Origin of the sequence: Paenibacillus rhizoplanae (genome assembly GCF_042684125.1) — a bacterium.
GTDB classification, from domain to species: domain Bacteria; phylum Bacillota; class Bacilli; order Paenibacillales; family Paenibacillaceae; genus Paenibacillus_AQ; species Paenibacillus_AQ rhizoplanae.
Genome location: NZ_JBHUKY010000004.1, coordinates 1 through 20,779, shown reverse-complemented (window position 1 = coordinate 20,779; position 20,779 = coordinate 1). Strand labels below are relative to the sequence as shown.

The 20,779-nt window shown below is 52.9% G+C and carries 20 protein-coding genes; all 20 read left to right on the top strand.

All coding sequences use genetic code 11. The features are described 5' to 3' along the window. Positions 1-77: 77 nt before the first annotated feature. A complete protein-coding gene (tilS, locus tag ACFSX3_RS01045) occupies positions 78-1,520 on the top strand; it encodes a tRNA lysidine(34) synthetase TilS (RefSeq protein WP_209994379.1) in 1,443 nt (480 codons plus the stop codon). A gap of 46 nt (positions 1,521-1,566) precedes the next feature. After that, positions 1,567-2,106: a hypoxanthine phosphoribosyltransferase gene (hpt, locus tag ACFSX3_RS01040; protein WP_036696450.1), complete on the top strand. Its 540-nt coding sequence runs from the start codon at positions 1,567-1,569 to the stop codon at positions 2,104-2,106. Between the two features lie 111 nt (positions 2,107-2,217). Further along, positions 2,218-4,263, top strand: a complete 2,046-nt coding sequence (ftsH, locus tag ACFSX3_RS01035; RefSeq protein ID WP_209994380.1) for an ATP-dependent zinc metalloprotease FtsH — start codon at positions 2,218-2,220, stop codon at positions 4,261-4,263. Positions 4,264-4,508: 245 nt separating this feature from the next. Further along, positions 4,509-5,447 (top strand): quinolinate synthase NadA, encoded by a 939-nt coding sequence (gene nadA / locus ACFSX3_RS01030; RefSeq protein ID WP_036723934.1) that lies wholly within the window; start codon positions 4,509-4,511, stop codon positions 5,445-5,447. Positions 5,448-5,486: 39 nt separating this feature from the next. Next, the gene (gene nadB / locus ACFSX3_RS01025) at positions 5,487-7,103 is read left to right on the top strand and encodes an L-aspartate oxidase (RefSeq protein WP_209994381.1); all 1,617 of its coding nucleotides are present in this window, start codon (positions 5,487-5,489) and stop codon (positions 7,101-7,103) included. Next, positions 7,093-7,965 (top strand): carboxylating nicotinate-nucleotide diphosphorylase, encoded by an 873-nt coding sequence (gene nadC, locus ACFSX3_RS01020; protein ID WP_209994382.1) that lies wholly within the window; start codon positions 7,093-7,095, stop codon positions 7,963-7,965. Before nadB ends, nadC begins: the two co-directional genes overlap by 11 nt. Then, entirely contained in the window at positions 7,965-8,732 is a 768-nt protein-coding gene (locus tag ACFSX3_RS01015) for a type III pantothenate kinase (protein ID WP_209994383.1), read from the top strand. Before nadC ends, ACFSX3_RS01015 begins: the two co-directional genes overlap by 1 nt. A 51-nt stretch (positions 8,733-8,783) precedes the next feature. Further along, positions 8,784-9,668: an Hsp33 family molecular chaperone HslO gene (gene hslO, locus ACFSX3_RS01010; RefSeq protein ID WP_209994384.1), complete on the top strand. Its 885-nt coding sequence runs from the start codon at positions 8,784-8,786 to the stop codon at positions 9,666-9,668. A 9-nt stretch (positions 9,669-9,677) separates the two neighbouring features. Next, entirely contained in the window at positions 9,678-10,622 is a 945-nt protein-coding gene (locus ACFSX3_RS01005; RefSeq protein WP_209994385.1) for a peptidylprolyl isomerase, read from the top strand. A 147-nt stretch (positions 10,623-10,769) separates the two neighbouring features. After that, entirely contained in the window at positions 10,770-11,708 is a 939-nt protein-coding gene (gene cysK / locus ACFSX3_RS01000; protein WP_209994386.1) for a cysteine synthase A, read from the top strand. Positions 11,709-11,876: 168 nt separating this feature from the next. Then, positions 11,877-13,499 carry an anthranilate synthase component I family protein gene (locus tag ACFSX3_RS00995; RefSeq protein ID WP_209994387.1) on the top strand — a complete coding sequence of 541 codons (1,623 nt, stop codon included), beginning with the start codon at positions 11,877-11,879 and terminating at the stop codon, positions 13,497-13,499. Next, a complete protein-coding gene (gene pabA / locus ACFSX3_RS00990) occupies positions 13,496-14,077 on the top strand; it encodes an aminodeoxychorismate/anthranilate synthase component II (protein WP_209994388.1) in 582 nt (193 codons plus the stop codon). Before ACFSX3_RS00995 ends, pabA begins: the two co-directional genes overlap by 4 nt. Then, positions 14,074-14,952: an aminotransferase class IV gene (locus ACFSX3_RS00985; protein WP_209994389.1), complete on the top strand. Its 879-nt coding sequence runs from the start codon at positions 14,074-14,076 to the stop codon at positions 14,950-14,952. The genes pabA and ACFSX3_RS00985 overlap by 4 nt, the downstream gene beginning before the upstream one ends. After that, positions 14,949-15,806, top strand: coding sequence for a dihydropteroate synthase (folP, locus tag ACFSX3_RS00980; protein WP_209994398.1), 858 nt, complete (start codon positions 14,949-14,951; stop codon positions 15,804-15,806). The genes ACFSX3_RS00985 and folP overlap by 4 nt, the downstream gene beginning before the upstream one ends. 33 nt (positions 15,807-15,839) lie before the next feature. Next, positions 15,840-16,202, top strand: coding sequence for a dihydroneopterin aldolase (gene folB / locus ACFSX3_RS00975; RefSeq protein ID WP_209994390.1), 363 nt, complete (start codon positions 15,840-15,842; stop codon positions 16,200-16,202). A 9-nt stretch (positions 16,203-16,211) separates the two neighbouring features. Next, on the top strand, positions 16,212-16,763 hold the full coding sequence (folK, locus tag ACFSX3_RS00970) for a 2-amino-4-hydroxy-6-hydroxymethyldihydropteridine diphosphokinase (RefSeq protein WP_209994391.1): 552 nt from the start codon (positions 16,212-16,214) through the stop codon (positions 16,761-16,763). Continuing rightward, positions 16,715-16,924, top strand: a complete 210-nt coding sequence (locus tag ACFSX3_RS00965) for a helix-turn-helix transcriptional regulator (RefSeq protein ID WP_209994392.1) — start codon at positions 16,715-16,717, stop codon at positions 16,922-16,924. The genes folK and ACFSX3_RS00965 overlap by 49 nt, the downstream gene beginning before the upstream one ends. 45 nt (positions 16,925-16,969) lie before the next feature. Next, a complete protein-coding gene (gene dusB / locus ACFSX3_RS00960; RefSeq protein ID WP_209994393.1) occupies positions 16,970-17,986 on the top strand; it encodes a tRNA dihydrouridine synthase DusB in 1,017 nt (338 codons plus the stop codon). A gap of 224 nt (positions 17,987-18,210) precedes the next feature. After that, positions 18,211-18,690: a transcription elongation factor GreA gene (gene greA / locus ACFSX3_RS00955; protein WP_209994394.1), complete on the top strand. Its 480-nt coding sequence runs from the start codon at positions 18,211-18,213 to the stop codon at positions 18,688-18,690. A gap of 172 nt (positions 18,691-18,862) precedes the next feature. Continuing rightward, complete coding sequence (lysS, locus tag ACFSX3_RS00950; RefSeq protein WP_209994395.1) at positions 18,863-20,377, top strand: lysine--tRNA ligase; 1,515 nt, start codon at positions 18,863-18,865, stop codon at positions 20,375-20,377. The last annotated feature ends 402 nt before the right edge of the window (positions 20,378-20,779 follow it).

Sequence of the window (20,779 nt, the reverse complement as noted above, 5' to 3'; positions counted from 1 at the left end):
GTTGTAATTGTACATACTTACTAAGATGCTGACCGCCGGAGCAGGCCGCGTTAGGGATGGCAGGAAAGGAAGCCCCTATGGAGCACAGGAAAGAACTGGTGGAATCCGTAATGGAGGCCGCGGCTGAATATGAGCTGTGGGCGCCCCATGACACCATTGTAGTCGCAGTTTCCGGAGGGCCGGACTCTGTGGCTCTTTTGCGTGTTCTGCATGACATATCCCTGACCCGTATGCCGCTGTCTCTGATATGCGCCCATGTCAATCACGGCTTCAGAGCGGAATCAGCAGAGGAAGCGGAGCTGGTCCGGGCCTTGGCGGCAAGCCTGCGAATCCCCTTCGAGCTGGGCGAATTCGATATTCCGTCCATCATCAAGGAGAGCGGGCTCGGCCCGGAAGGGGCTGCACGGGAGAAGCGTTACCAGTTCCTGATCGCTACCGCACACCGTTACCACGCGCGCTCTGTTGCGCTGGCCCATCATGCAGACGATCAGGCCGAGACGGTGCTTATGCGGCTGTTGCGGGGGAGCGGGCCTTCGGGACTTGCAGGCATGCGCTGGAAACGGACTGAAAAAAAGGTGGAACTCATCCGCCCCTTCCTGCGTATTAACAAAACGGCTCTTGTCGGCTTTTGCCGGGAGGAGGGTCTTGCTTATGCGGAGGATGCAACCAATCTCCTGACGAAGTACAAGCGCAATGCAGTCAGGCTGGAGGTGCTGCCTATGCTGGAGCAGCATAATCCGAGAGTGAGACAATCGCTTCTGCAGCTGGCTGAAATTGCCTCGGCGGAAGATGAATATATGGAGGCGAATGCGGCAAAATGCTTTGATGAGCTGGTTTTCACCGAGCATGGAAAATACACCTTGAAGAGAGCTGACTTTGCAGCCATACCCTCCGCTTTACAACGGCGTTTGATTAAACTAATATTAAATTATCTGTCGGCGGATTCATCATTCATGGATTACCCCAAGATTGAAGCAGTACGCCGGGGAACGCTGCAGGAATACCCTACCGTCTGGACGCTGGATATGGGTGGGGGTTATGTCTGTGTGCGGCAATATGATACCATTGTGTTCTCGTCCAAGCCCTTGATCCGGCAGGTAAGCTATACATACCGGCTGTCTTTGACTCATCCCCGGATTAAGCTGAGGGAGATAGGAAAGGTTATGACGATGAAGATGCTTGCGAGAGAGGTTTTTTCTGCACAGGAGGAGGATTACGGGAAGAACTCGGCTTGGTTTGACGGGGGCGATCTTGTCCTGCCGCTCACCATTCGTTCCCGATTGCCTGGAGATACCATAAGGGTTATGGGATTAAACGGAAGCAAAAAGGTAAAAGATATTTACATTGATGATAAAATACCTTCTTCCGAACGTCCTGCAATTCCCCTTGTTTGTGATGCGCTGGGCAATATCGTCTGGATTCCGGGCGTAAGGCGCTCGATGCATGCCGCAGTTGGGCGGCACACGGTCTCGGTTCTGCTCCTGAGCCTCGAAGATATGGAACAGGGTGAAGAATCGTAATGGCCGAAGTAAGTCTTTCATAAGTATATCTTAGGAGGTTCGCAAGTTGCAGAATGATATTCAAGAAATCTTGATCAGCGAAGAAGAAATTCAACAGAGAATCAGGGAGCTTGGCGCCCAGCTGAGCAAGGAATATGCAGACCGCACACCTTTAGTGATTTGTGTACTCAAAGGTGCGTTTATTTTTATGGCGGATCTGGTTAAAGTGATTACAGTACCCGTTGAAATGGACTTCATGGCGGTATCCAGCTATGGCGGTACAACCAAATCATCCGGCGTAGTCAAAATCATTAAGGATTTGGACACATCGGTTGAAGGCCGTGATGTTCTGATTGTCGAGGATATTATCGACAGTGGCCTTACACTCAGCTATCTGATTGACATGCTGCAGGGGCGCAATGCCGCTTCTGTCAATGTAGTCACTCTGTTCGACAAGCCCTCGGGCCGCGCAGTTAATCTTGAAGCCCAGTATACCGGCTTTGTGATTCCTGATGCATTCCTTGTAGGCTATGGACTGGACTATGCCGAGCTGTACCGGAACCTCCCTTACGTCGGTGTACTGAAGCCTGAGATTTATACCAAATGAACTACCCGACAGCCTTAGATCTACGGATCACTTTTCTGGATTTCCTGACAATTTGAGGAGTCCGGTCAGGCTATGGTACAATAACTTGAGCGTTGCGAGAGGAGGTAGGGGATGAATCGGTTCATCCGGAATTCTGGTTTTTATTTGATTTTATTTTTAGTCGTGGTGGGCATAGTCCAGTTTGTAAGCAATGGAAATGAATCCGCCGATCTCCCTAGATATGACGAGTTGCGGCAGGAGATCTCGAACAATAATGTGAAGAGCATGACGGTTCAGTTTGAGGGGAATGCATTTCTGGTTACTGGCGAATATAGAGAGCTGCCACCCGAAGCTAAATCGAAGAATTTCTCCACTTATGTTCCTCCTACAGACCAAGCCCTTACTGAACTTGTGGATGCCAGCCAGAAAAATGGCATAGAACTTAGCCAGAAGAAAATGCAAGGGGACAGCATCTGGCTGACATTCCTTTCTTCCATGATTCCACTGGTTATCATGTTCATTCTGTTCTTCTTCCTGTTCAATAATGCACAGGGCGGCGGCGGCAAGGTGATGAACTTCGGCAAGAGCAAGGCCCGGTTATATAATGAAGAGAAGAAGAAGATCAGCTTCGAGGATGTTGCAGGGGCTGACGAAGAGAAGCAAGAGCTTGTGGAGGTTGTTGAATTCCTCAAGGACCCTCGCAAATTCGCAGCGGTGGGTGCCCGGATTCCGAAAGGGGTACTTCTTGTAGGTCCTCCGGGAACAGGTAAAACCTTGCTGGCCCGTGCAGTTGCAGGGGAAGCAGGCGTTCCGTTCTTCAGCATCTCCGGTTCCGACTTCGTGGAAATGTTCGTCGGTGTCGGCGCATCCCGCGTACGTGACTTGTTCGAGAACGCGAAGAAGAACGCACCTTGTATTATCTTTATCGATGAGATCGATGCTGTGGGACGTCAGCGCGGCGCTGGACTTGGCGGCGGACATGACGAACGGGAACAGACCCTTAACCAATTGCTCGTTGAAATGGACGGCTTCGGCGGCAACGAAGGCATTATCATTGTCGCGGCTACCAACCGTGCAGACATCCTTGACCCGGCGCTGCTCCGTCCGGGCCGTTTCGACCGTCAGATTACGGTTGACCGCCCAGATGTGAAGGGCCGTGAAGCTGTACTGAAGGTTCACTCCCGCAACAAACCGCTGACCAAAGATGTAAGACTTGACGTTATCGCCAAGCGTACAACCGGCTTCACTGGTGCGGATCTGGAGAACCTGCTGAACGAAGCGGCATTGCTTGCTGCACGCCGTAACCGCAAGGACATTACGATGCGTGAAGTGGATGAAGCGATTGACCGTGTCATTGTCGGTACCGAGAAGCGCAGCCGCGTCATCAGTGACCGCGAGAAACGAATTGTCGCATATCACGAAGCAGGCCATACCATTGCCGGCTACTTCCTGGAGCATGCTGATGTGGTTCACAAGGTTACCATTATCCCGCGTGGCCGTGCCGGCGGATATGTCATTATGCTTCCTAAGGAAGACCGGATGATCGTTACCAAGCAGGAACTCTTGGATAAGGTTACCGGATTGCTTGGAGGACGTGTTGCAGAAGAATTATTCATTGGTGAAATCGGCACAGGCGCTTATAGTGACTTCCAGCAGGCTACGCGCATTGTGCGTGCGATGATTATGGAATATGGCATGAGTGATAAGCTTGGGCCCTTGCAGTTCGGCGCAACCCAAGGCCAAGTCTTCCTTGGCCGAGATATCGGGCATGAACAGAATTACAGCGACTCCATTGCTTATGAGATTGATCAGGAGATGCAGAACCTTATCCGCAGCAGCTATGAGCGCTGCAGAGAGCTGCTGACCAAGCATTCCAAAGAAATGCACCTGATTGCCAACACCCTACTTGAGAAGGAAACGCTGGAACTTGATCAGATCTCACAATTGATTGAGCAAGGTTTCCTGAGTGAGGATGGCAAGCCAGAAGAAGGCGACGCCATTACCAATGAAGCGGGCGAGCCGATTATCGATTCCATCGGTGATGTGCGTGTCCGGATTCAAGGTAAGAATGACGATGAATCCCCATTAGACCTGTCCAAGGATATTCCGAACAAGCCGGACCCTGAAGAGGGAAACGGACCGGATGACGGGAATAAGGGCGGCGGAAGTCTGGTATAACCCTTACAGCAGCAAACGTTGTAATCTAGTCCGGAGAACCACTGGTTCTCCGGGCTTTTCTTTTATATATAAGCACATAGAGGTTTCACACGTTAACTTGTCCTCCGGTTTCACTCTGAAACAGAGCGCCCGCTTGGATTGACAGGGGGTGGAACGTTGTGTACATTAGTGAATAAATATTAAATTTATCATTTATAAGAAATGTACTGGCGGCAAGCCATGAAGACATAAGGGGGAGACTGACCGTGGAAGCTCTGGCGCTTGAGCGCAAGCAGGAACAGAATCGTGAACTTCGTGTGCGCCTCGAACAGCTCAAGAAGGAACGGAACGCTATTATTCTGGCTCATTATTATCAGCGTGATGAAATTCAGGAAGTCGCGGATTTCCGGGGAGACTCTTTTTTGCTGGCCCAAAAGGCAGCGGAGACAGAGGCAGATGTAATCGTGTTCTGTGGCGTTCATTTCATGGGAGAAAGCGCCAAGATTCTGGCGCCGAACAAGACGGTTCTGATTCCCGATGAACGTGCCGGTTGCCCGATGGCTGACATGGTCAATGTGGATGGGCTGCGCAAGCTGAAGGCTCAGCATCCGAATGCGAAGGTAGTAACCTATATCAATTCTTCGGCAGAAATCAAGGCGGAGACGGATATATGCTGCACCTCGGCGAATGCGGTGAAGGTGATCGAATCGCTTGATGCCGAAGAAATCATCTGGGTACCCGATAAGAATCTGGGTCAATATGTCCAGGATCAGACCGGCAAGAAGCTGATTATCTGGGAAGGCTATTGCAATACTCATGACATGCTTACCGTCAAGGATGTAATGGAGATGAGAGCCAAATACCCGGAAGCCGAATTTGTGGTACATCCCGAATGCCGCCCGGAAGTCGTGGCGATGGGGGATTATGTAGGCAGCACTACCTCCATTCTGGAATATTGCCGGAAATCGGACCGCCGGCAGTTTATTGTGGGTACTGAGGATGGAACCGGGTATCAGCTGCGGCTGGACAGCCCGGATAAGGAGTTTCATTTTGCCACCAAATTCCTGGTGTGTCCTAATATGAAGGTTAATAATTTGAAGAAGCTGGTCAAATGCCTGGAGACGATGAAGCCGCAGATCTATGTACCGCCTGCAGTCGCCGACAAAGCCAGAACATCCTTAGAGCGCATGCTACAAGTCCGGTAGCATGCGCTACTCTTTCGTTGAAACAGGTGAAAAGCGGTCATGATTCCACAATATTTGGTTGATTTTGATCTTCAGGGACTTCCTGTAGTTAAGACAGACTGCCTTGTCATTGGTTCAGGCATTGCCGGGTTATTCACAGCGATCAAGGCCAGCGAAGACCGGAAGGTTATTATGATTACGAAGAAGACCGTAATGGAGAGCAATACACGGTATGCCCAGGGCGGAATTGCGGCCGTCATTTCCGAGGACGATTCGCCGGCGTATCACCGTCAGGATACCTTGATGGCCGGTGCAGGACTGAACTCTTCTGCAGCTGTGGATGTGCTGGTCAATGAAGGACCCGAAGGCGTCCGTGAGCTGATCCGGCTTGGCACTATTTTCGATAAGGAGAATGGTGTACTGGCTTTAACCCAGGAGGGGGCACATAGCCACCGCCGTATTTTACATGCAAATGGGGATGCTACAGGATATGAGATTGTCCGCGCACTCGCTGAACAGGCTGCCCGGCATGAGAATATTGAGACCTGGGATGACCATTATGTGATTGACCTGATTACTGAGGGCGGAGAGTGTCTGGGAGCGCTTGTACAGCGGCCTGACGGCGGGCGGTTATTCCTGCAGGCGGATTCAACAATCCTGTGCTCCGGCGGAGCAGGACAGCTCTACCGTTACACAACCAATCCTGAGGTGGCCACCGGAGATGGGGTAGCTATTGCCTACCGTGCCGGTGCCCATATCCGGGATATGGAGTTCATTCAGTTTCATCCGACAGCACTAAGCTATCCTGGTGCTCCGCGTTTCCTGATCTCGGAGGCTGTGCGGGGAGAAGGGGCCGTGCTGCGCAATATCAACGGTGAGCGGTTCATGGAACGTTATCATGAGCTGCAGGAGCTGGCCCCGCGGGATATTGTCGCCCGTGCAATTGTAAGCGAGATGGAATTAACCAAGTCTACCTTCGTCTATCTGGATATTACGCATGAACCGGCGGATATGGTTAAACACCGCTTCCCGACCATTTATGCCACCTGCATGAGCTATGGGCTGGATATCACAAGTGACTGGATTCCGGTAGCTCCTGCTGCGCATTATATGATGGGGGGCGTGAAGACCGATCTGAGCGGAGAAAGTACGGTGTCCCGCCTGTTTGCCTGCGGTGAGGTATCCTCTACTGGGGTGCAAGGAGCCAACCGGCTGGCCAGCAACTCCTTGTCGGAAGCGATTGTGTTCGGCCGCCGGATTATTGAACGAATCCGCGAGCTGCCGCCGCTTGACCGGGATAACGTAACGCTAGCCTATCATCAGGCAAGGCTGGAAGCTCCAACACAAGCTGTTGTAGAGCGGAGGCTGAAGCTGCAAAAGGTTATGGTGCGGTATGCCGGACTGCGGCGGAACCGGGAAATGCTGAATAAAGGACTGGATGAGTTAAAGCGCCAGCTGCCGGTTTTTAATGCTGAACTGACAACACGGGAAGAATACGAGTTCGCCAATATGCTTACATGCTGTCTGCTGGTTACCGAATCAGCCCTGGCACGGGAGGAGAGCCGCGGTGCGCATTATCGTGAGGATTATCCGCTGCGCAGTGACGCACAGTGGCAGAAGCATCTGCTCCAGATCCGGGAACTTGGAATAGTGGAGGAATTAAGTGATGATGTTTAACGGATATAATGAAGACCTGCTTAAGACTATTAAGGGCTGGCTGCAGGAAGATGTCGGCTCAGGGGATATTACTACCCGGACAACGATACCCGCAGGGCATGAGTCCAAGGGGATCATCCATGCCAAGGAGGATGGGGTTATTTGCGGAATCCCCGTGGCTGAACTGGTATTTGAAGTCGTTGATCCAGCGCTCGTATTCACGGCGCTGGTGCAGGAAGGACAGGCCGTTTCCAAGGGGACGGTGATTGCTGAGGTAGAAGGCAGCACCCATGCCATCCTGACCGGTGAACGGCTTGCCCTTAATTTAATGCAGCGGTTATCCGGTGTGGCCTCGCGTACAGCCTCTTTTGTGGAGAAGCTTCAAGGGCTGCCGACCCGCCTGGTGGATACCCGCAAGACCACGCCAGGCCACCGGATGCTGGAGAAATATGCGGTCCGCATAGGCGGGGGAGCCAACCACCGGTACGGCCTGTATGACGCAGTAATGATTAAGGACAATCATATCAAGGGAGCGGGCGGCATCCGTCAGGCGGTAGGGCGTGCCCGTGCCAATATTCCGCACACCATGACCATTGAAGTGGAGACGGAGAGTCTGGAGCAGGTAGAGGAAGCGCTTGCGGCCGGAGCGGATATCATTATGCTGGATAACATGTCCCCTGAGCTGATGACTGAAGCCGTGAGCAGAATCAGAACCAAAGCGAAGCATGTCACCATCGAGGCTTCAGGCAATGTATCTCTGGAGACGGTCCGGGGCATTGCCGAGTCGGGTGTGGATGTGATTTCGGTAGGACGGCTGACGTATTCCTTCGCGAGCCTTGATATCAGCCTGGATTTGAACGGCAAGAAGGAGGGAACCCTCTGATGATACTTGTCGTCGATATCGGCAATACGAACATCGTGCTGGGGGTCTACCGGGGCAGCGAGCTGCTGCATCATTTCCGGCTGAGCACTGCACGCCAATCCACCGTCGATGAATATGGCGTGATGATTCACAATCTGTTCAGCATGTCGAATCTGTCGTTCAGGGATGTTGAGGGGGTCATTATCTCCTCGGTGGTTCCGCCGCTCGTTCAGGTCATCGTGGAAATGTGTGTCAAATTTATCGGCAAGGAGCCGCTGCTTGTAGGACCCGGTATCAAAACCGGGCTTAATCTGCGTTATGAGAACCCGCGTGAAGTGGGGGCGGACCGCATTGTGAACGCGGTTGCGGCGATTGAGCAGTATAAATGCCCGCTTGTCGTGGTTGATTTCGGTACGGCAACCACCTTCGACTGCATTGATGCCGGGGCCAACTATCTGGGCGGTGCTATTGTGCCGGGTCTGGGCATTTCCACGGAGGCCCTCTATCTTCGGGCATCCAAGCTGCCCCGGATCGAGCTGGAGAAGCCTAAGAAGGTAATCGGGCGCAATACCGTACATGCGATGCAGGCAGGGATCATTTTTGGCTATGCTGGTCAGGTAGAGGGTATCGTCAGACGCATCAAGCTGGAGATGAATGCTCCCGTTCTTAAGGTCATTGCTACCGGGGGGTTGGCTTCACTGATTGCCAGTGAGACAGAATGTATCGACGAGGTTAATCCGATGCTGACGCTTGAAGGGTTACGCATTATTTACAACCGTAACAAATAATCATAAGGATGACCCCATACAGAACAGATAGATAGGAGGAGTATGCACCCAATGGATAATAAGAAGGACCGGCTGGTCCGGGGGACAGCTATGAACGGAAGAGTCCGAGCATTCGCTGTCCGTACCACAGAGCTTGTCGATGAATTGCGGCGCAGACATGATACGTATCCGACGGCTACAGCAGCGCTTGGCCGTACGGTTACCGCAGCAGCTATAATGGGGGCCATGCTCAAGGGACAAGAGAAGCTGGCGATTATGGTCAAAGGAAATGGCCCGATCGGGCAGATTACGGCGGAATCCAATGCCTTGGGAGAAGTGCGCGGCTATGTGCACAATCCGCATGTTCATCTGCCCAGCAACAGCATGGGTAAGTTGGATGTCGCCGGGGCGGTAGGCACGGAAGGCTTCATTGATGTCAGCAAGGATCTGGGGATGAAGGAGCCGTACCGCGGCAGTGTGCCTATCGTTTCAGGAGAGCTGGGCGAGGATTTCACTTATTATTTTGCCCTCTCGGAACAGACTCCTGCTGCTGTGGGACTGGGAGTGCTGGTGGAGACCGATAATTCGGTCAGAGTAGCCGGAGGCTTTATTATCCAGCTGCTACCCGGCCTGACCGATGAGCAGATTACTGAGGTTGAACAGGCGGTTGGAGCCATGCCTTCGGTAACATCCGTGCTGGATCAGGGGCTTGAGCCTGAAGAGATGCTGCGGCTGCTGCTGCCGGATGCTGTGATTCTTGATGAGCTGGAGATCCGGTTTGTATGTCAGTGCTCACGGGAGCGGATTGAACAGACACTGGTCAGTCTGGGTGAGCACGAGCTGGAACGGTTAATCGAAGAAGATGATACGGCAGAAGTCGTCTGCCATTATTGTAACGAGCGCTATGTATTTAACAAGGATGAACTGCAGGTAATCCTCGATCAAGCGAAGTCTTAGGGTTATGAGATGGTGACAAGACAGGAGCGCGCGCTGCGCAATGCCGTTATATTACTCGCCGTTGCAACCCTGGTGCTGGGGGGGCTATTATTCTGGAGCCTGCGTGCCATGGCACTGCTGAAGGCAGAGACGGCTGAAGGGGAAGCCTCGGATGTCGCTGCTGCCGGAGGACAGCCGGTCACGGAACAGGAATGGATAGAAGCGCTTCAGAAGAAGCACGGGGAAGAAGTGCTGCTGAGCATGCTGAATCACATCGTGGTGGGCAAGGAAGCCGCAGCGCTGGGGATTACGGTCACGGATGAAGAGATTGAGCAGGAGCTGAAGCGGGGAATCTCCGGTTACAGCTCAGAGGAGCAGTATTATCAGCAGATGCAGTCTGAGCTTGGACTTTCCCGTCAGGAGCTGCGTGAGGAGACGGCATACCGGCTGACGCTCCAGGCAATAGCTACGGCCGGGATTACGGTCAGTGAAGCGGAAATTGATGATTATCTGGAGCAAAATGGTGAGAGACTCGCGCCCAGGAAGCAGATGCAGCTCTCAATCATCCAGACCTCCACCTATAACGAGGCCGGTACAGTGATGGACCGTCTGGAGCAGGGGGAGGATTTTGCAGAGCTGGCCCGGGAGGTCTCGATCGACGAGGAGAGCCGCCAGCATGGCGGCAGTATTGGAATGGTCGAGGAGAAGGACCCGTTCTGGCCCGAGGAGCTGCTTGAGACGGCAGCAGGGCTTGAGAACGGGGATATCGCAGGGCCGCTGCAGATCGATGGGGGTTATGCGGTGATCCGTCTGGAGAAGCTGATTGATCCCGGGAAGCCGGATCAGGAGGAGCTGCGCCGGATGATCGGCCAGCAGCTGAGACTGGAGCAGGCAGCGCCCTTGCAGCAGGTAGAGCGTGAATTACGGGCCAAATATGATACAGCAATATATATTGACAACAGCCTGCAAGATTGATAATATGAAATTAAATATAAAACCTACTGATTTAGTCGGAAATATTGAAGCGCGATAAAAATTACAACTGCTAGTTACCCAGGCATTGTGAACCGGGTGCTACGGTAATATAGGCTCTCATTTATCATTCCAAGGAGGTTTTTACTCATGGCTAAAGTCGTCAACAGTGTAACAGATTTGATCGGTGGCACACCGCTCGTCCGCCTGAACCGGATTGTTCCGGAAGGCTCGGCAGAGATCTTCCTGAAGCTGGAATACCAGAATCCAGGCTCCAGTGTGAAGGACCGTATTGCCATCAGCATCGTAGAAGAGGCTGAGAAAGAGGGCCTGCTGAAGCCAGGTGGCACGATTGTAGAAGCGACCAGCGGTAATACAGGGATCGGCCTGGCGCTTGTGGCAGCTGCCAAAGGCTACAAGGCCATTATTGTTATGCCGGAAACCATGAGCCTTGAACGCCGCAACCTGCTGCGCGCCTATGGTGCTGAGCTGGTATTGACTCCGGGATCGGAAGGAATGAACGGAGCGGTTAAGAAGGCTGAGCAGATTCTGAGCGAGAATCCGGATTATTTCCTTGCCGAGCAGTTCAAGAACAAGGCTAACGTGAAGATCCACCGCGAGACCACTGGACCGGAGATCGTTGAAGCTATTGAATCTGTCGGCGGCCCGCTGGATGCATTCATTGCCGGTGTCGGCACAGGCGGAACGATCAGCGGTGCGGGTGAAGTGCTGAAGAGTAAGTATCCGAACGTGAAGATCTATGCTGTAGAACCTGCCGCTTCACCGATTCTGGCTGGAGGCAAACCGGGCCCGCACAAGATTCAGGGTATCGGCGCTAACTTCGTGCCAGAAATTCTGAACCAGGATATCTATGATGAGATTATTCATGTTGAGAATGATGAAGCGTTCGAAACTGCCCGCCGCGTAGCCAAGGAAGAAGGCGTGCTGTCCGGTATTTCCTCTGGTGCGGCGGTATTTGCTGCACTCAAGGTTGCGAAGGAACTGGGCGCAGGCAAGAAGATTGTTGTGATCATCCCAAGTAACGGTGAACGTTACCTGAGCACTCCGCTCTATAACTTTGAAGTATAATTGCTGAGAATTCAGCTCTTACGAAGAGCCTGCCCTATCCGCTTTCACAGGGATACCGCAGGCTCTTTTTTCGGATAATAAGCATTTATAAGAATTGCGGGCTTTTCAAAGTAACCCTATGTACAGTATACTGACAGGCAATAAACTAACTAGCGATGAGGCGGGCGAATGGTTGTGGAGATCTTAACGGCTTGGCAGGACTGGGAGCAGTGGGCAGAGGCGGATGAAGCCTGGAGCGTCCTTCCCCTGATCCTGAGGAAACGGCAAGACAATAAGGGCTTGCCCCGCAGCTGGAAGCAGGCCTGGGAACAGGCTTCCCCCTATTCGGTTGTCCTGGAGAGCGGTAAGGGCGGGCGCTACACTTATCTGGGCCTGAGCCCTGTCTCGATCATTGAAGGCCGAGGAGCTGTTGCGGAGAGCTATACTCCCGGGTCCAAGGCTCCGAAGCATACAGAATCCGCCATACTTGAAGGTCAGCCGCTGCAAGTGCTCCAGGCATGGATGAGGGAATATACGTCTCCCCGCCTGCCGCTTGACGGTCTGCCGCCGTTCACCGGAGGCTGTATCGGATTTCTGGGCTATGATGTAGCCCGTTCTCTGGAGAAGCTGCCGTCACTTGCCAAGAACAATCCTGAATTTCCGGATTATCTGTTCATGAGACTGGAAGAAGTGTGGATCTACGACGAGCAGGAGGAGCTGCTCTACTGTGCAGTGCATATCCCTGTGCCGGATACTGTATCCGGCAACCTGGACGGGCTAAGGAGCCTGTATGAGGCTGCTGTGCACCGTGCGGAGCGCATGCTGGAGCAGTGGATCCTTCTCTATGACCCGGCAGAGCCGGAAGAAGCCGCCGCTGCTAGGTACGCCGGGCTTACCCGCAGGGTGGAGAGCGGGGCGGAGATCACCGGCGAGTGGCCCGGCATGAGCTCAGATTTCTCAGCCGCACGCTTCCAGCAGGCTGTGCTGAAGGTCCAGGAATACATCCGTGCCGGGGATGTATTCCAGGTGAACCTCTCGCTGCGCCAGCAGGCGCAGCTTAAATCCACACCCGAGGACGTCTACGAATGGCTCCGTAGACTCAACCCGTCCCCGTACATGGGGCTGCTCCGCACGCCCGGCTTCGCGCTCTCCAGCGCATCGCCGGAGCTGCTCGTCAAGCTGCACGGGGACAAGGTCAGCGCCCGCCCCATTGCCGGCACCCGGCGGCGGGGCCACACTCCCGCGGAGGACGCCGCCATGGAGGCGGAGCTGCGCGGGAGCGAGAAGGAGATCGCCGAGCATATTATGCTTGTCGATCTGGAGCGCAGCGACATCGGCCGTGTCGCTGCCTACGGAACGGTCAGCGTGCCGGAGCTGCTGACCGTGGAGCGATACTCGCATGTCATGCATCTCGTCTCGCAGGTGGAGGGCATCGTGGCACCTGGTAAGGATGCCTACGACGTTATTGCCGCCCTGTTCCCCGGCGGCACCATCACGGGCGCGCCCAAGGTGCGCACCATGGAGATCATTGAAGAGCTGGAGCCGGTCCGCCGGGGGCCATATACGGGATCTATGGGATGGATTGACTATAACGGCAATATGGAATTAAATATAATCATACGCACGCTCGCAGTGAAGGACGGAATCGGCTACATTCAGACAGGTGCGGGGATTGTGATCGATTCGGACCCTTACCGTGAGTACCGGGAATGCCACAACAAAGCCAAAGCGGTAGTAAAAGCCATTCTCTGCAGTGAACGCGAGCAGGAAGAGCGGGCTGCCCTCGGCGCCGAAGGAGGAAGCGCAATATGATCTTGGTCATCGATAATTATGATTCCTTTACGTATAACCTGGTGCAGTATCTGGGTGAGCTGGGGGAAGAGGTTAAGGTAGCGCGCAACGATGAGATCAGCATTGAGGAGATAGAAGCATTAGCCCCGGATCATATCCTGATCTCTCCGGGACCCTGCACACCGAATGAGGCGGGGATTAGCCTTGCACTGCTTCAGCATTTCAAAGGCATCATCCCCATATTCGGCGTATGTCTCGGACACCAGGCGATCGGACAGGCTTTTGGCGGTAATGTCATCCGTGCAGAACGTCTTATGCATGGCAAAACCTCGCCGATCCACCATAACGGCACCTCCGTATTTGAAGGGCTGGAGTCTCCTTTCACAGCAACACGCTATCATTCACTGATCGTGGAACGCGAGAGTCTGCCGGATTGCCTGGAGATTACCGCTGAGACAGCTGAAGGCGAGATCATGGCCTTGCGGCATAAAGAATACCCGATTGAAGGCGTACAGTTCCATCCCGAGTCGATCATTACAGATCACGGGCATACGATGCTGCGCAATTTCCTGAAACGGAGAGCCGGAGAACCGGCATGAATTATATAGGACTTAACAACAAAGCAGTCGACGCCAAAGACGCCGTGGTCTCCGCTCTGGATCACGGCTTTTTGTACGGCATGGGCCTGTTCGAGACCTTCCGCACCTATAGGGGGCAGCCCTTCCTGCTGGAGCGTCATCTGAGCAGAATGGCTGAGGGCTGCCGCCAGCTGGGCATTCCTTTTGAGACGGATGTACAAGGGCTGCGGGAATGGATTCGGCTTGTAATGGACAAGAATGAGCTTAGTGAGGCATATATCCGCTACACAGTTACCGCCGGTGAGGATATTCTGGGTCTGCCATCCGCAGCCTATAAGCAGCCGAATCATCTGCTCTATATCAAAGCCCTGCCGGTTACACCAACCGGCCTTTATACGGGAGGCAAAGAACTTCAGCTCCTGAACCACAGGCGCAATACCCCAGAGGGTCCGGTAAGGCTCAAATCGCTGCACTATATGAACAACATTCTGGCAAAACGTGAATTGACTGGATATCCCTCCGCAGAGCGAGGGGCCGAGGGGCTGATGCTGACCGCACAGGGTGAGCTTGCCGAAGGAATTGTGAGCAATATTTTTTTCATCTCCAATAAGCGGCTCTATACTCCCGATGTCGCCACCGGCATTCTTCCGGGAATTACCCGGGAAATGGTGCTTGAGCTGGCAGCGGCCAGCCTTCAGCCTGAACAGGGCTTTTACCGCTGGGAGCAGCTTGAGGCTGCGGATGAAATTTTCCTTACCAATTCCGTGCAGGAGATCGTACCGGTGAGCACCTTATGGAATGGAGAGCGGCAGGTAGCCATAGGCAGCGGGCGCTGCGGAGAGCAGACGGCTGCACTTATGAGGCTGTACAGAGAAAGGACGGAAATGCTGATATGAAGCCGATCATCTATGAGCGGACTTACCGCTGCGGAAGCAGCGAGCTGAAATTGGGCAAGCGCACGCTGATTATGGGGATACTCAATGTGACGCCGGACTCCTTTTCGGATGGGGGCCTGTGGACGGAGCGGGATAGAGCCGTAGAGCATGCGCTGCAAATGGCGGCAGAGGGGGCCGATATTATCGATATAGGCGGAGAATCTACGCGTCCGGGTCACCAGCCGGTGAGTGCTGAGGAGGAATTGGCCCGTGTACTTCCTGTCATTGAGCGCATCCATCGTGCCGCCCCGCATCTCCCCCTCTCTATAGATACCTACAAGGCGGAAGTTGCCCGCCAGGCGATTCAGGCTGGTGCACATATCATCAACGATGTATGGGGAGCCAAGGCCGATCCGCAGATGGCGGCGGTTGCTGCGCAGGCAGACTGTCCAATCATTCTGATGCATAACCGCCATGACCGAGATTATAACGATTTGATCAGCGATATGACGGATGACCTGAGCGCGAGCATTAACCTGGCGCTGGCAGCTGGAGTGAAGCCGGAGAATATTATTTTGGACCCGGGAATCGGGTTTGCCAAGGACTATACAGAGAATCTTCAGGTCATGACGGGACTAAGCGCACTGACGAAGCTGGGATATCCGGTGCTGCTGGCCACTTCGCGCAAAAAATTCATCCGCACCGCCCTCGGGCTGCCCGCAGATGATGTCCTGGAGGGGACCGCGGCTACTATAGCCTTCGGGATTGCCCAGGGCTGTCAGCTTGTGCGGGTTCATGATATCGCGGCGATGAAACGTACCGTAGAGATGTGTGACGCCATGTTATATGCAGGATCACCTGTGCTCTGCGTATAGATTATATTCTTCAAGAGAAGGCAGGTACCTTATATGGATAAAATGAAGCTGCACCGCATGGAGTACTACGGTTACCACGGAGTGTTTGAAGAGGAACGGAAGCTTGGCCAGCGTTATTATATCGACCTCGAGCTGGAGCTTGATTTGCAGGGAGCGGGGCTCAGTGATGATCTGGAGCAGACCGTGAATTATGCTGAAGTTCATGTTGTAGTCCGAAAAATAGTCGAAACCCAGTCCTTCAAGCTGATAGAAGCTTTGGCTGAACATATTGCATCCGGGTTACTGGACACTTATACTGTTATCAATGCAGTAACGGTCCAGGTGACCAAGCCGCATCCTCCTTTTGATATTCATTTCCAGGGAGTCACTGTAGAACTGCGCCGGACGAGAAAGTGAGACAGACTGATGAACATACATTCCACCTCTGAGGCATCAGAGGCTTATATTGCTTTAGGGGCTAACCTGGGTGACCGTCAAGGTACCTTGAGAGAAGCCCTGCGACGGCTGGAGTATCACGAAGAGATTGAAGTGGTACGCACCTCCCGGGTATACGAGACGGAGCCCGTCGGATATCTGGATCAGCCTCAGTTTCTTAACATGGCGGCTGTTCTGCGCACCACACTGGCACCGGAGGATCTGCTTCATGTGATGCTGGACACGGAGAACCAGTTAGGACGGGTCCGGGATGTACAGTATGGACCGAGAACGGTAGATTTGGATTTGTTGTGGGTAGAGGGGTTGACCCTGGATACGCCGGATTTGACGCTGCCTCATCCGAGGATGCTGGAGCGGGCGTTTGTCCTTCTGCCGCTAAGTGATATCTTATCGCAGAACGAAGAGTCTTCCGGATTCCGCAGATTAATCACAACAGCGCTGCAAGACATAGATGGAAAGGCAGGAATTCGCTTGTGGACAACAAACGTATGGGAAGACGGGTCAGAGCGTTCCGGAAGCTGAAGGGCTACACGCAGCAGGAACTGGCGGATTCTGTCGGAATATCACTTGCTGTGCTTGGCGCAGTAGAGCGGGGCAACAGACGTTTGGAAGATCAAATTTTAAATAAAATTGCGGATTTTCTGGAAGTTACAGTAGAGGAATTGGCCCATCCGGCATTATAAGACAGGGCTGAACGTTACAAATTAAGGTAGGGAAGTGATTGGGCCATGCTGAAGATCGGTGATATTGAATTGAAAAATCAGGTCGTGCTGGCGCCTATGGCTGGCGTATGTAACCCGGCGTTTCGTCTGATTGCCAAGGAATTCGGCACCGGCCTGGTCTGTGCAGAGATGGTCAGCGGCAAAGCAATTGTGCATGGCAATCAGCGTACGCGTGAGATGCTGTTTGTCGATGAGCGTGAGAAACCGCTGAGTCTGCAGATTTTTGGCGGGGACCGGGTGTCACTTGTGGATGCGGCGAGAATTGTCGATAAAGAAACGAATGCCGATATCATCGACATTAATATGGGCTGCCCGGTGCCGAAGGTAACCAAATGTGATGCCGGAGCGCGCTGGCTGCTGAATCCGGACAAAATCTACGAGATGGTATCCGCTGTAGTGGATGCCGTGGACAAACCGGTCACCGTGAAGATGCGGATCGGCTGGGACAGCGAGCATATCTTCGTTGAAGAGAATGCGCGTGCGGTGGAACGGGCCGGCGGAGCGGCGGTCAGCGTACACGGGCGGACCCGCGAGCAGCTCTACACCGGGCGCGCAGACTGGAATTATATCCGTATGGCTAAAGAGGCAGTATCCATCCCGGTAATCGGCAATGGCGATGTGAATACACCGGAGGATGCGCGGGCGATGCTGGACCAGACCGGGTGCGACGGTGTAATGATCGGGCGGGGTGCGCTGGGCAATCCGTGGATGCTGTACCGGACGATTCATTATTTGGACACTGGTGTGCTCATGCCGGAGCCTGGCGCCGAAGAGAAGATTAAGGTAGCTATTCTTCATATGGACCGCCTGATTGCTCTTAAGGGTGAAGCGGTGGCTGTCCGCGAGATGCGTAAGCATCTGGCCTGGTATTTGAAGGGTTTTAAGGCGGCGGCCCGCGTGAAGGATGTTATTATGGAAGAAACGAAACGTGACGAGATGGTGCGGATTTTGAATGATTTTGTCGGTCAGCTTAAGCAGGACGAGGAGCAGGAGAGCGCAGATGGCGCGCTTTTCGCCGTATGAGCCTCACGAATTCCTGGGACTAAGCCCCTTTCCTGTGTGCTTTATTGAGTATCGCTAAACATTATACAGGGCGTCATTGACATTTTGTAGCGGTTCCAATATAATTTCACAGTATAAAATCGCCGTTACAGCAGGAGCAATGGTGAAGGAGGGTTCTGATCCCTCCGGATTCGCATATAGTATGGTGTTTTCAATAAATGTATACGACAGGAGAATCGGTTGAGATGAGCGATAAAGAAGTCATCCTTACACCGGACGGACTTAAGCGTCTGGAAGAAGAACTGGAGTTCCTCAAATCCGTGAAGCGCCGCGAGGTAGCGGAACGTATCAAAGTGGCCATCGGCTACGGAGATATCAGCGAAAACTCGGAATATGAAGACGCGAAGAATGAACAGGCCTTCATAGAGGGACGGGTTCTTACTTTGGAGAAGATGCTCCGCAATGCGCGTATCATTAATAGTGATGAGATCGTGACAGATGTGGTAAGTATCGGAGTTACTGTGAACGTTGAAGATATGGAGTATGGCGACGTCATGGAGTACACTATCGTGGGTACTGCAGAATCCGATCCGCTCAATAATAAAATCTCCAATGAGAGCCCTGTAGGCAGAGCGATCATCGGCAAGAAGATTGGTACGATTGTGGATGTTAGTGTCCCGGCAGGCGTCATTCAATATAAAATTCTTGATATCAAAATGAAGTAAAATGGTTCCGAAAGCTTCCTTAGGGAAGCTTTTTTCAAAAGATATGAATACCAGCCGTAAAATATGGGTGAACACATACAGCTTATATTTTGTACCGGAACGGACTGTCCTCGGGTTTAGGGCGGAGCCGTTTCTTCTTTTGTATACCGTGAGTAAGAGAGGATGAAGAAACATGAAGGAAGAAGTCAACAACGTGGAAACTACAGAGAAGGAATTAAGTGAATTGCTGCAGATCCGCCGGGGCAAGCTGGACGAGCTCCGTGCACTCGGGATCGATCCGTTTGGCAAGAAATATGAGCGTACCGCTGCGGCGGGTGATCTTCTGGCCAAATACGACGGGCAGACCAAGGAAGAGCTGGACGAGCTGGCGCTGGAGGTCAGTGTGGCCGGGCGCATTATGGCGAAACGGGTCATGGGTAAGGCAAGCTTTTCTCATATTCAGGACCTTAGCGGCAAAATCCAGATCTATGTGCGACAGGACAGCATCCCTGAGGCGCAGTATGCAGCCTTCACGATCCTTGATCTTGGCGATATCGTTGGTATCCGGGGCACCCTGTTCAAGACAAAGACCGGCGAAACCTCCATTAAAGTGGATAACCTCGAGGTGCTTTCCAAGTCCCTGCTTCCTCTTCCCGAGAAGTACCATGGCCTGAAGGATGTAGAACTCCGCTACCGTCAGCGTTATGTGGACCTGATCATTAACCCTGAGGTGCAGCAGACCTTCATCACGCGTTCACGGATTATCCAGTCGATGCGCCGTTATCTGGACTCGCTGGGCTATTTAGAGGTGGAGACTCCAACCCTGCATGCCATCGCAGGCGGAGCTGCGGCCCGTCCGTTCATCACCCATCACAACACTCTGGACATGCAGCTGTATATGCGGATTGCTATCGAATTGCATCTGAAGCGCCTAATCGTTGGCGGTCTGGAGAAGGTCTATGAGATTGGCCGTGTATACCGTAATGAAGGCATCTCGACACGCCATAATCCGGAATTCACGATGATCGAGCTGTATGAAGCGTATGCGGATTACAAGGATATTATGCATCTGACAGAGAGCATGATCGCTCATATTGCCAGTGAGGTACTGGGCTCCCAGGTGATTAATTATCAAGGGCAGGAAGTAGATCTGTCTCCGGGCTGGCGCCGTGTTACTATGGTGGATGCCGTTAAGGAAGTAACCGGAGTAGACTTTGGTGTTCAGATGACGAACGAAGAAGCACAGGCACTGGCGAAGGAACACCGGGTACCGGTGGAGAAGCATATGACCTTTGGACATATCCTGAATGCGTTCTTCGAGCAGTTTGTGGAAGAGACGCTGATTCAGCCGACATTCGTAATGGGACATCCTGTAGAGATCTCTCCGCTTGCCAAAAAGAATGAAGAGGATCCGCGCTTCACCGACCGGTTCGAGCTGTTCATTGTAGCCCGCGAGCATGCCAATGCGTTCAGCGAGCTGAATGACCCGATCGACCAGCGTCAGCGCTTCGAAGCACAGATTCACGAGAAAGAGCAAGGCAATGATGAAGCCCATGAGATGGATGATGATTTCATCCGTGCCCTGGAGTACGGTATGCCGCCAACAGGGGGCCTTGGAATCGGAGTAGACCGTCTGATTATGCTGCTGACCAATTCAGCGTCTATCCGTGATGTGCTGCTGTTCCCTCATATGCGTAATAAAGACTGAGCATTTCTCTGATACCAGACCCTAATAACCAAGGGAGCTGCTCAGGCGGTTCTCTTGGCATAGGGGTTGAATACTCAGATATAATGGTTTCAAAATAATGCTTGCAATCAATCTCTATCCATGATATATTCTATTTCTGGCCGCGAAACATCAACGGTTTGCTCGAAAAGAAGTTGAAAAAAAGAGCTTGCATTGATTGGCTGGATGTGATATATTATAAGAGTTGCTGGTGACGAAGTAATCGTCGCTGACAACGAGCTTGATCTTTGAAAACTGAACAACGAGTGAGTACCTGGAAATCACTTCGGTGAGATCCAAAATGAGAATGTAAATTCTCGTCAGATGTTTCAAAATGAGCAATCGCTCTTTCTAAATACCAATTTGGAGAGTTTGATCCTGGCT

Coding starts and splice junctions, on each gene's coding strand:
- tilS (WP_209994379.1), top strand. CDS start 78: ATGGAGCACAGGAAAGAACTGGTGGAATCCGTAATGGAGGCCGCGGCT.
- ftsH (WP_209994380.1), top strand. CDS start 2,218: ATGAATCGGTTCATCCGGAATTCTGGTTTTTATTTGATTTTATTTTTA.
- nadB (WP_209994381.1), top strand. CDS start 5,487: ATGATTCCACAATATTTGGTTGATTTTGATCTTCAGGGACTTCCTGTA.
- nadC (WP_209994382.1), top strand. CDS start 7,093: ATGATGTTTAACGGATATAATGAAGACCTGCTTAAGACTATTAAGGGC.
- ACFSX3_RS01015 (WP_209994383.1), top strand. CDS start 7,965: ATGATACTTGTCGTCGATATCGGCAATACGAACATCGTGCTGGGGGTC.
- hslO (WP_209994384.1), top strand. CDS start 8,784: ATGGATAATAAGAAGGACCGGCTGGTCCGGGGGACAGCTATGAACGGA.
- ACFSX3_RS01005 (WP_209994385.1), top strand. CDS start 9,678: ATGGTGACAAGACAGGAGCGCGCGCTGCGCAATGCCGTTATATTACTC.
- cysK (WP_209994386.1), top strand. CDS start 10,770: ATGGCTAAAGTCGTCAACAGTGTAACAGATTTGATCGGTGGCACACCG.
- ACFSX3_RS00995 (WP_209994387.1), top strand. CDS start 11,877: ATGGTTGTGGAGATCTTAACGGCTTGGCAGGACTGGGAGCAGTGGGCA.
- pabA (WP_209994388.1), top strand. CDS start 13,496: ATGATCTTGGTCATCGATAATTATGATTCCTTTACGTATAACCTGGTG.
- ACFSX3_RS00985 (WP_209994389.1), top strand. CDS start 14,074: ATGAATTATATAGGACTTAACAACAAAGCAGTCGACGCCAAAGACGCC.
- folP (WP_209994398.1), top strand. CDS start 14,949: ATGAAGCCGATCATCTATGAGCGGACTTACCGCTGCGGAAGCAGCGAG.
- folB (WP_209994390.1), top strand. CDS start 15,840: ATGGATAAAATGAAGCTGCACCGCATGGAGTACTACGGTTACCACGGA.
- folK (WP_209994391.1), top strand. CDS start 16,212: ATGAACATACATTCCACCTCTGAGGCATCAGAGGCTTATATTGCTTTA.
- dusB (WP_209994393.1), top strand. CDS start 16,970: ATGCTGAAGATCGGTGATATTGAATTGAAAAATCAGGTCGTGCTGGCG.
- greA (WP_209994394.1), top strand. CDS start 18,211: ATGAGCGATAAAGAAGTCATCCTTACACCGGACGGACTTAAGCGTCTG.
- lysS (WP_209994395.1), top strand. CDS start 18,863: ATGAAGGAAGAAGTCAACAACGTGGAAACTACAGAGAAGGAATTAAGT.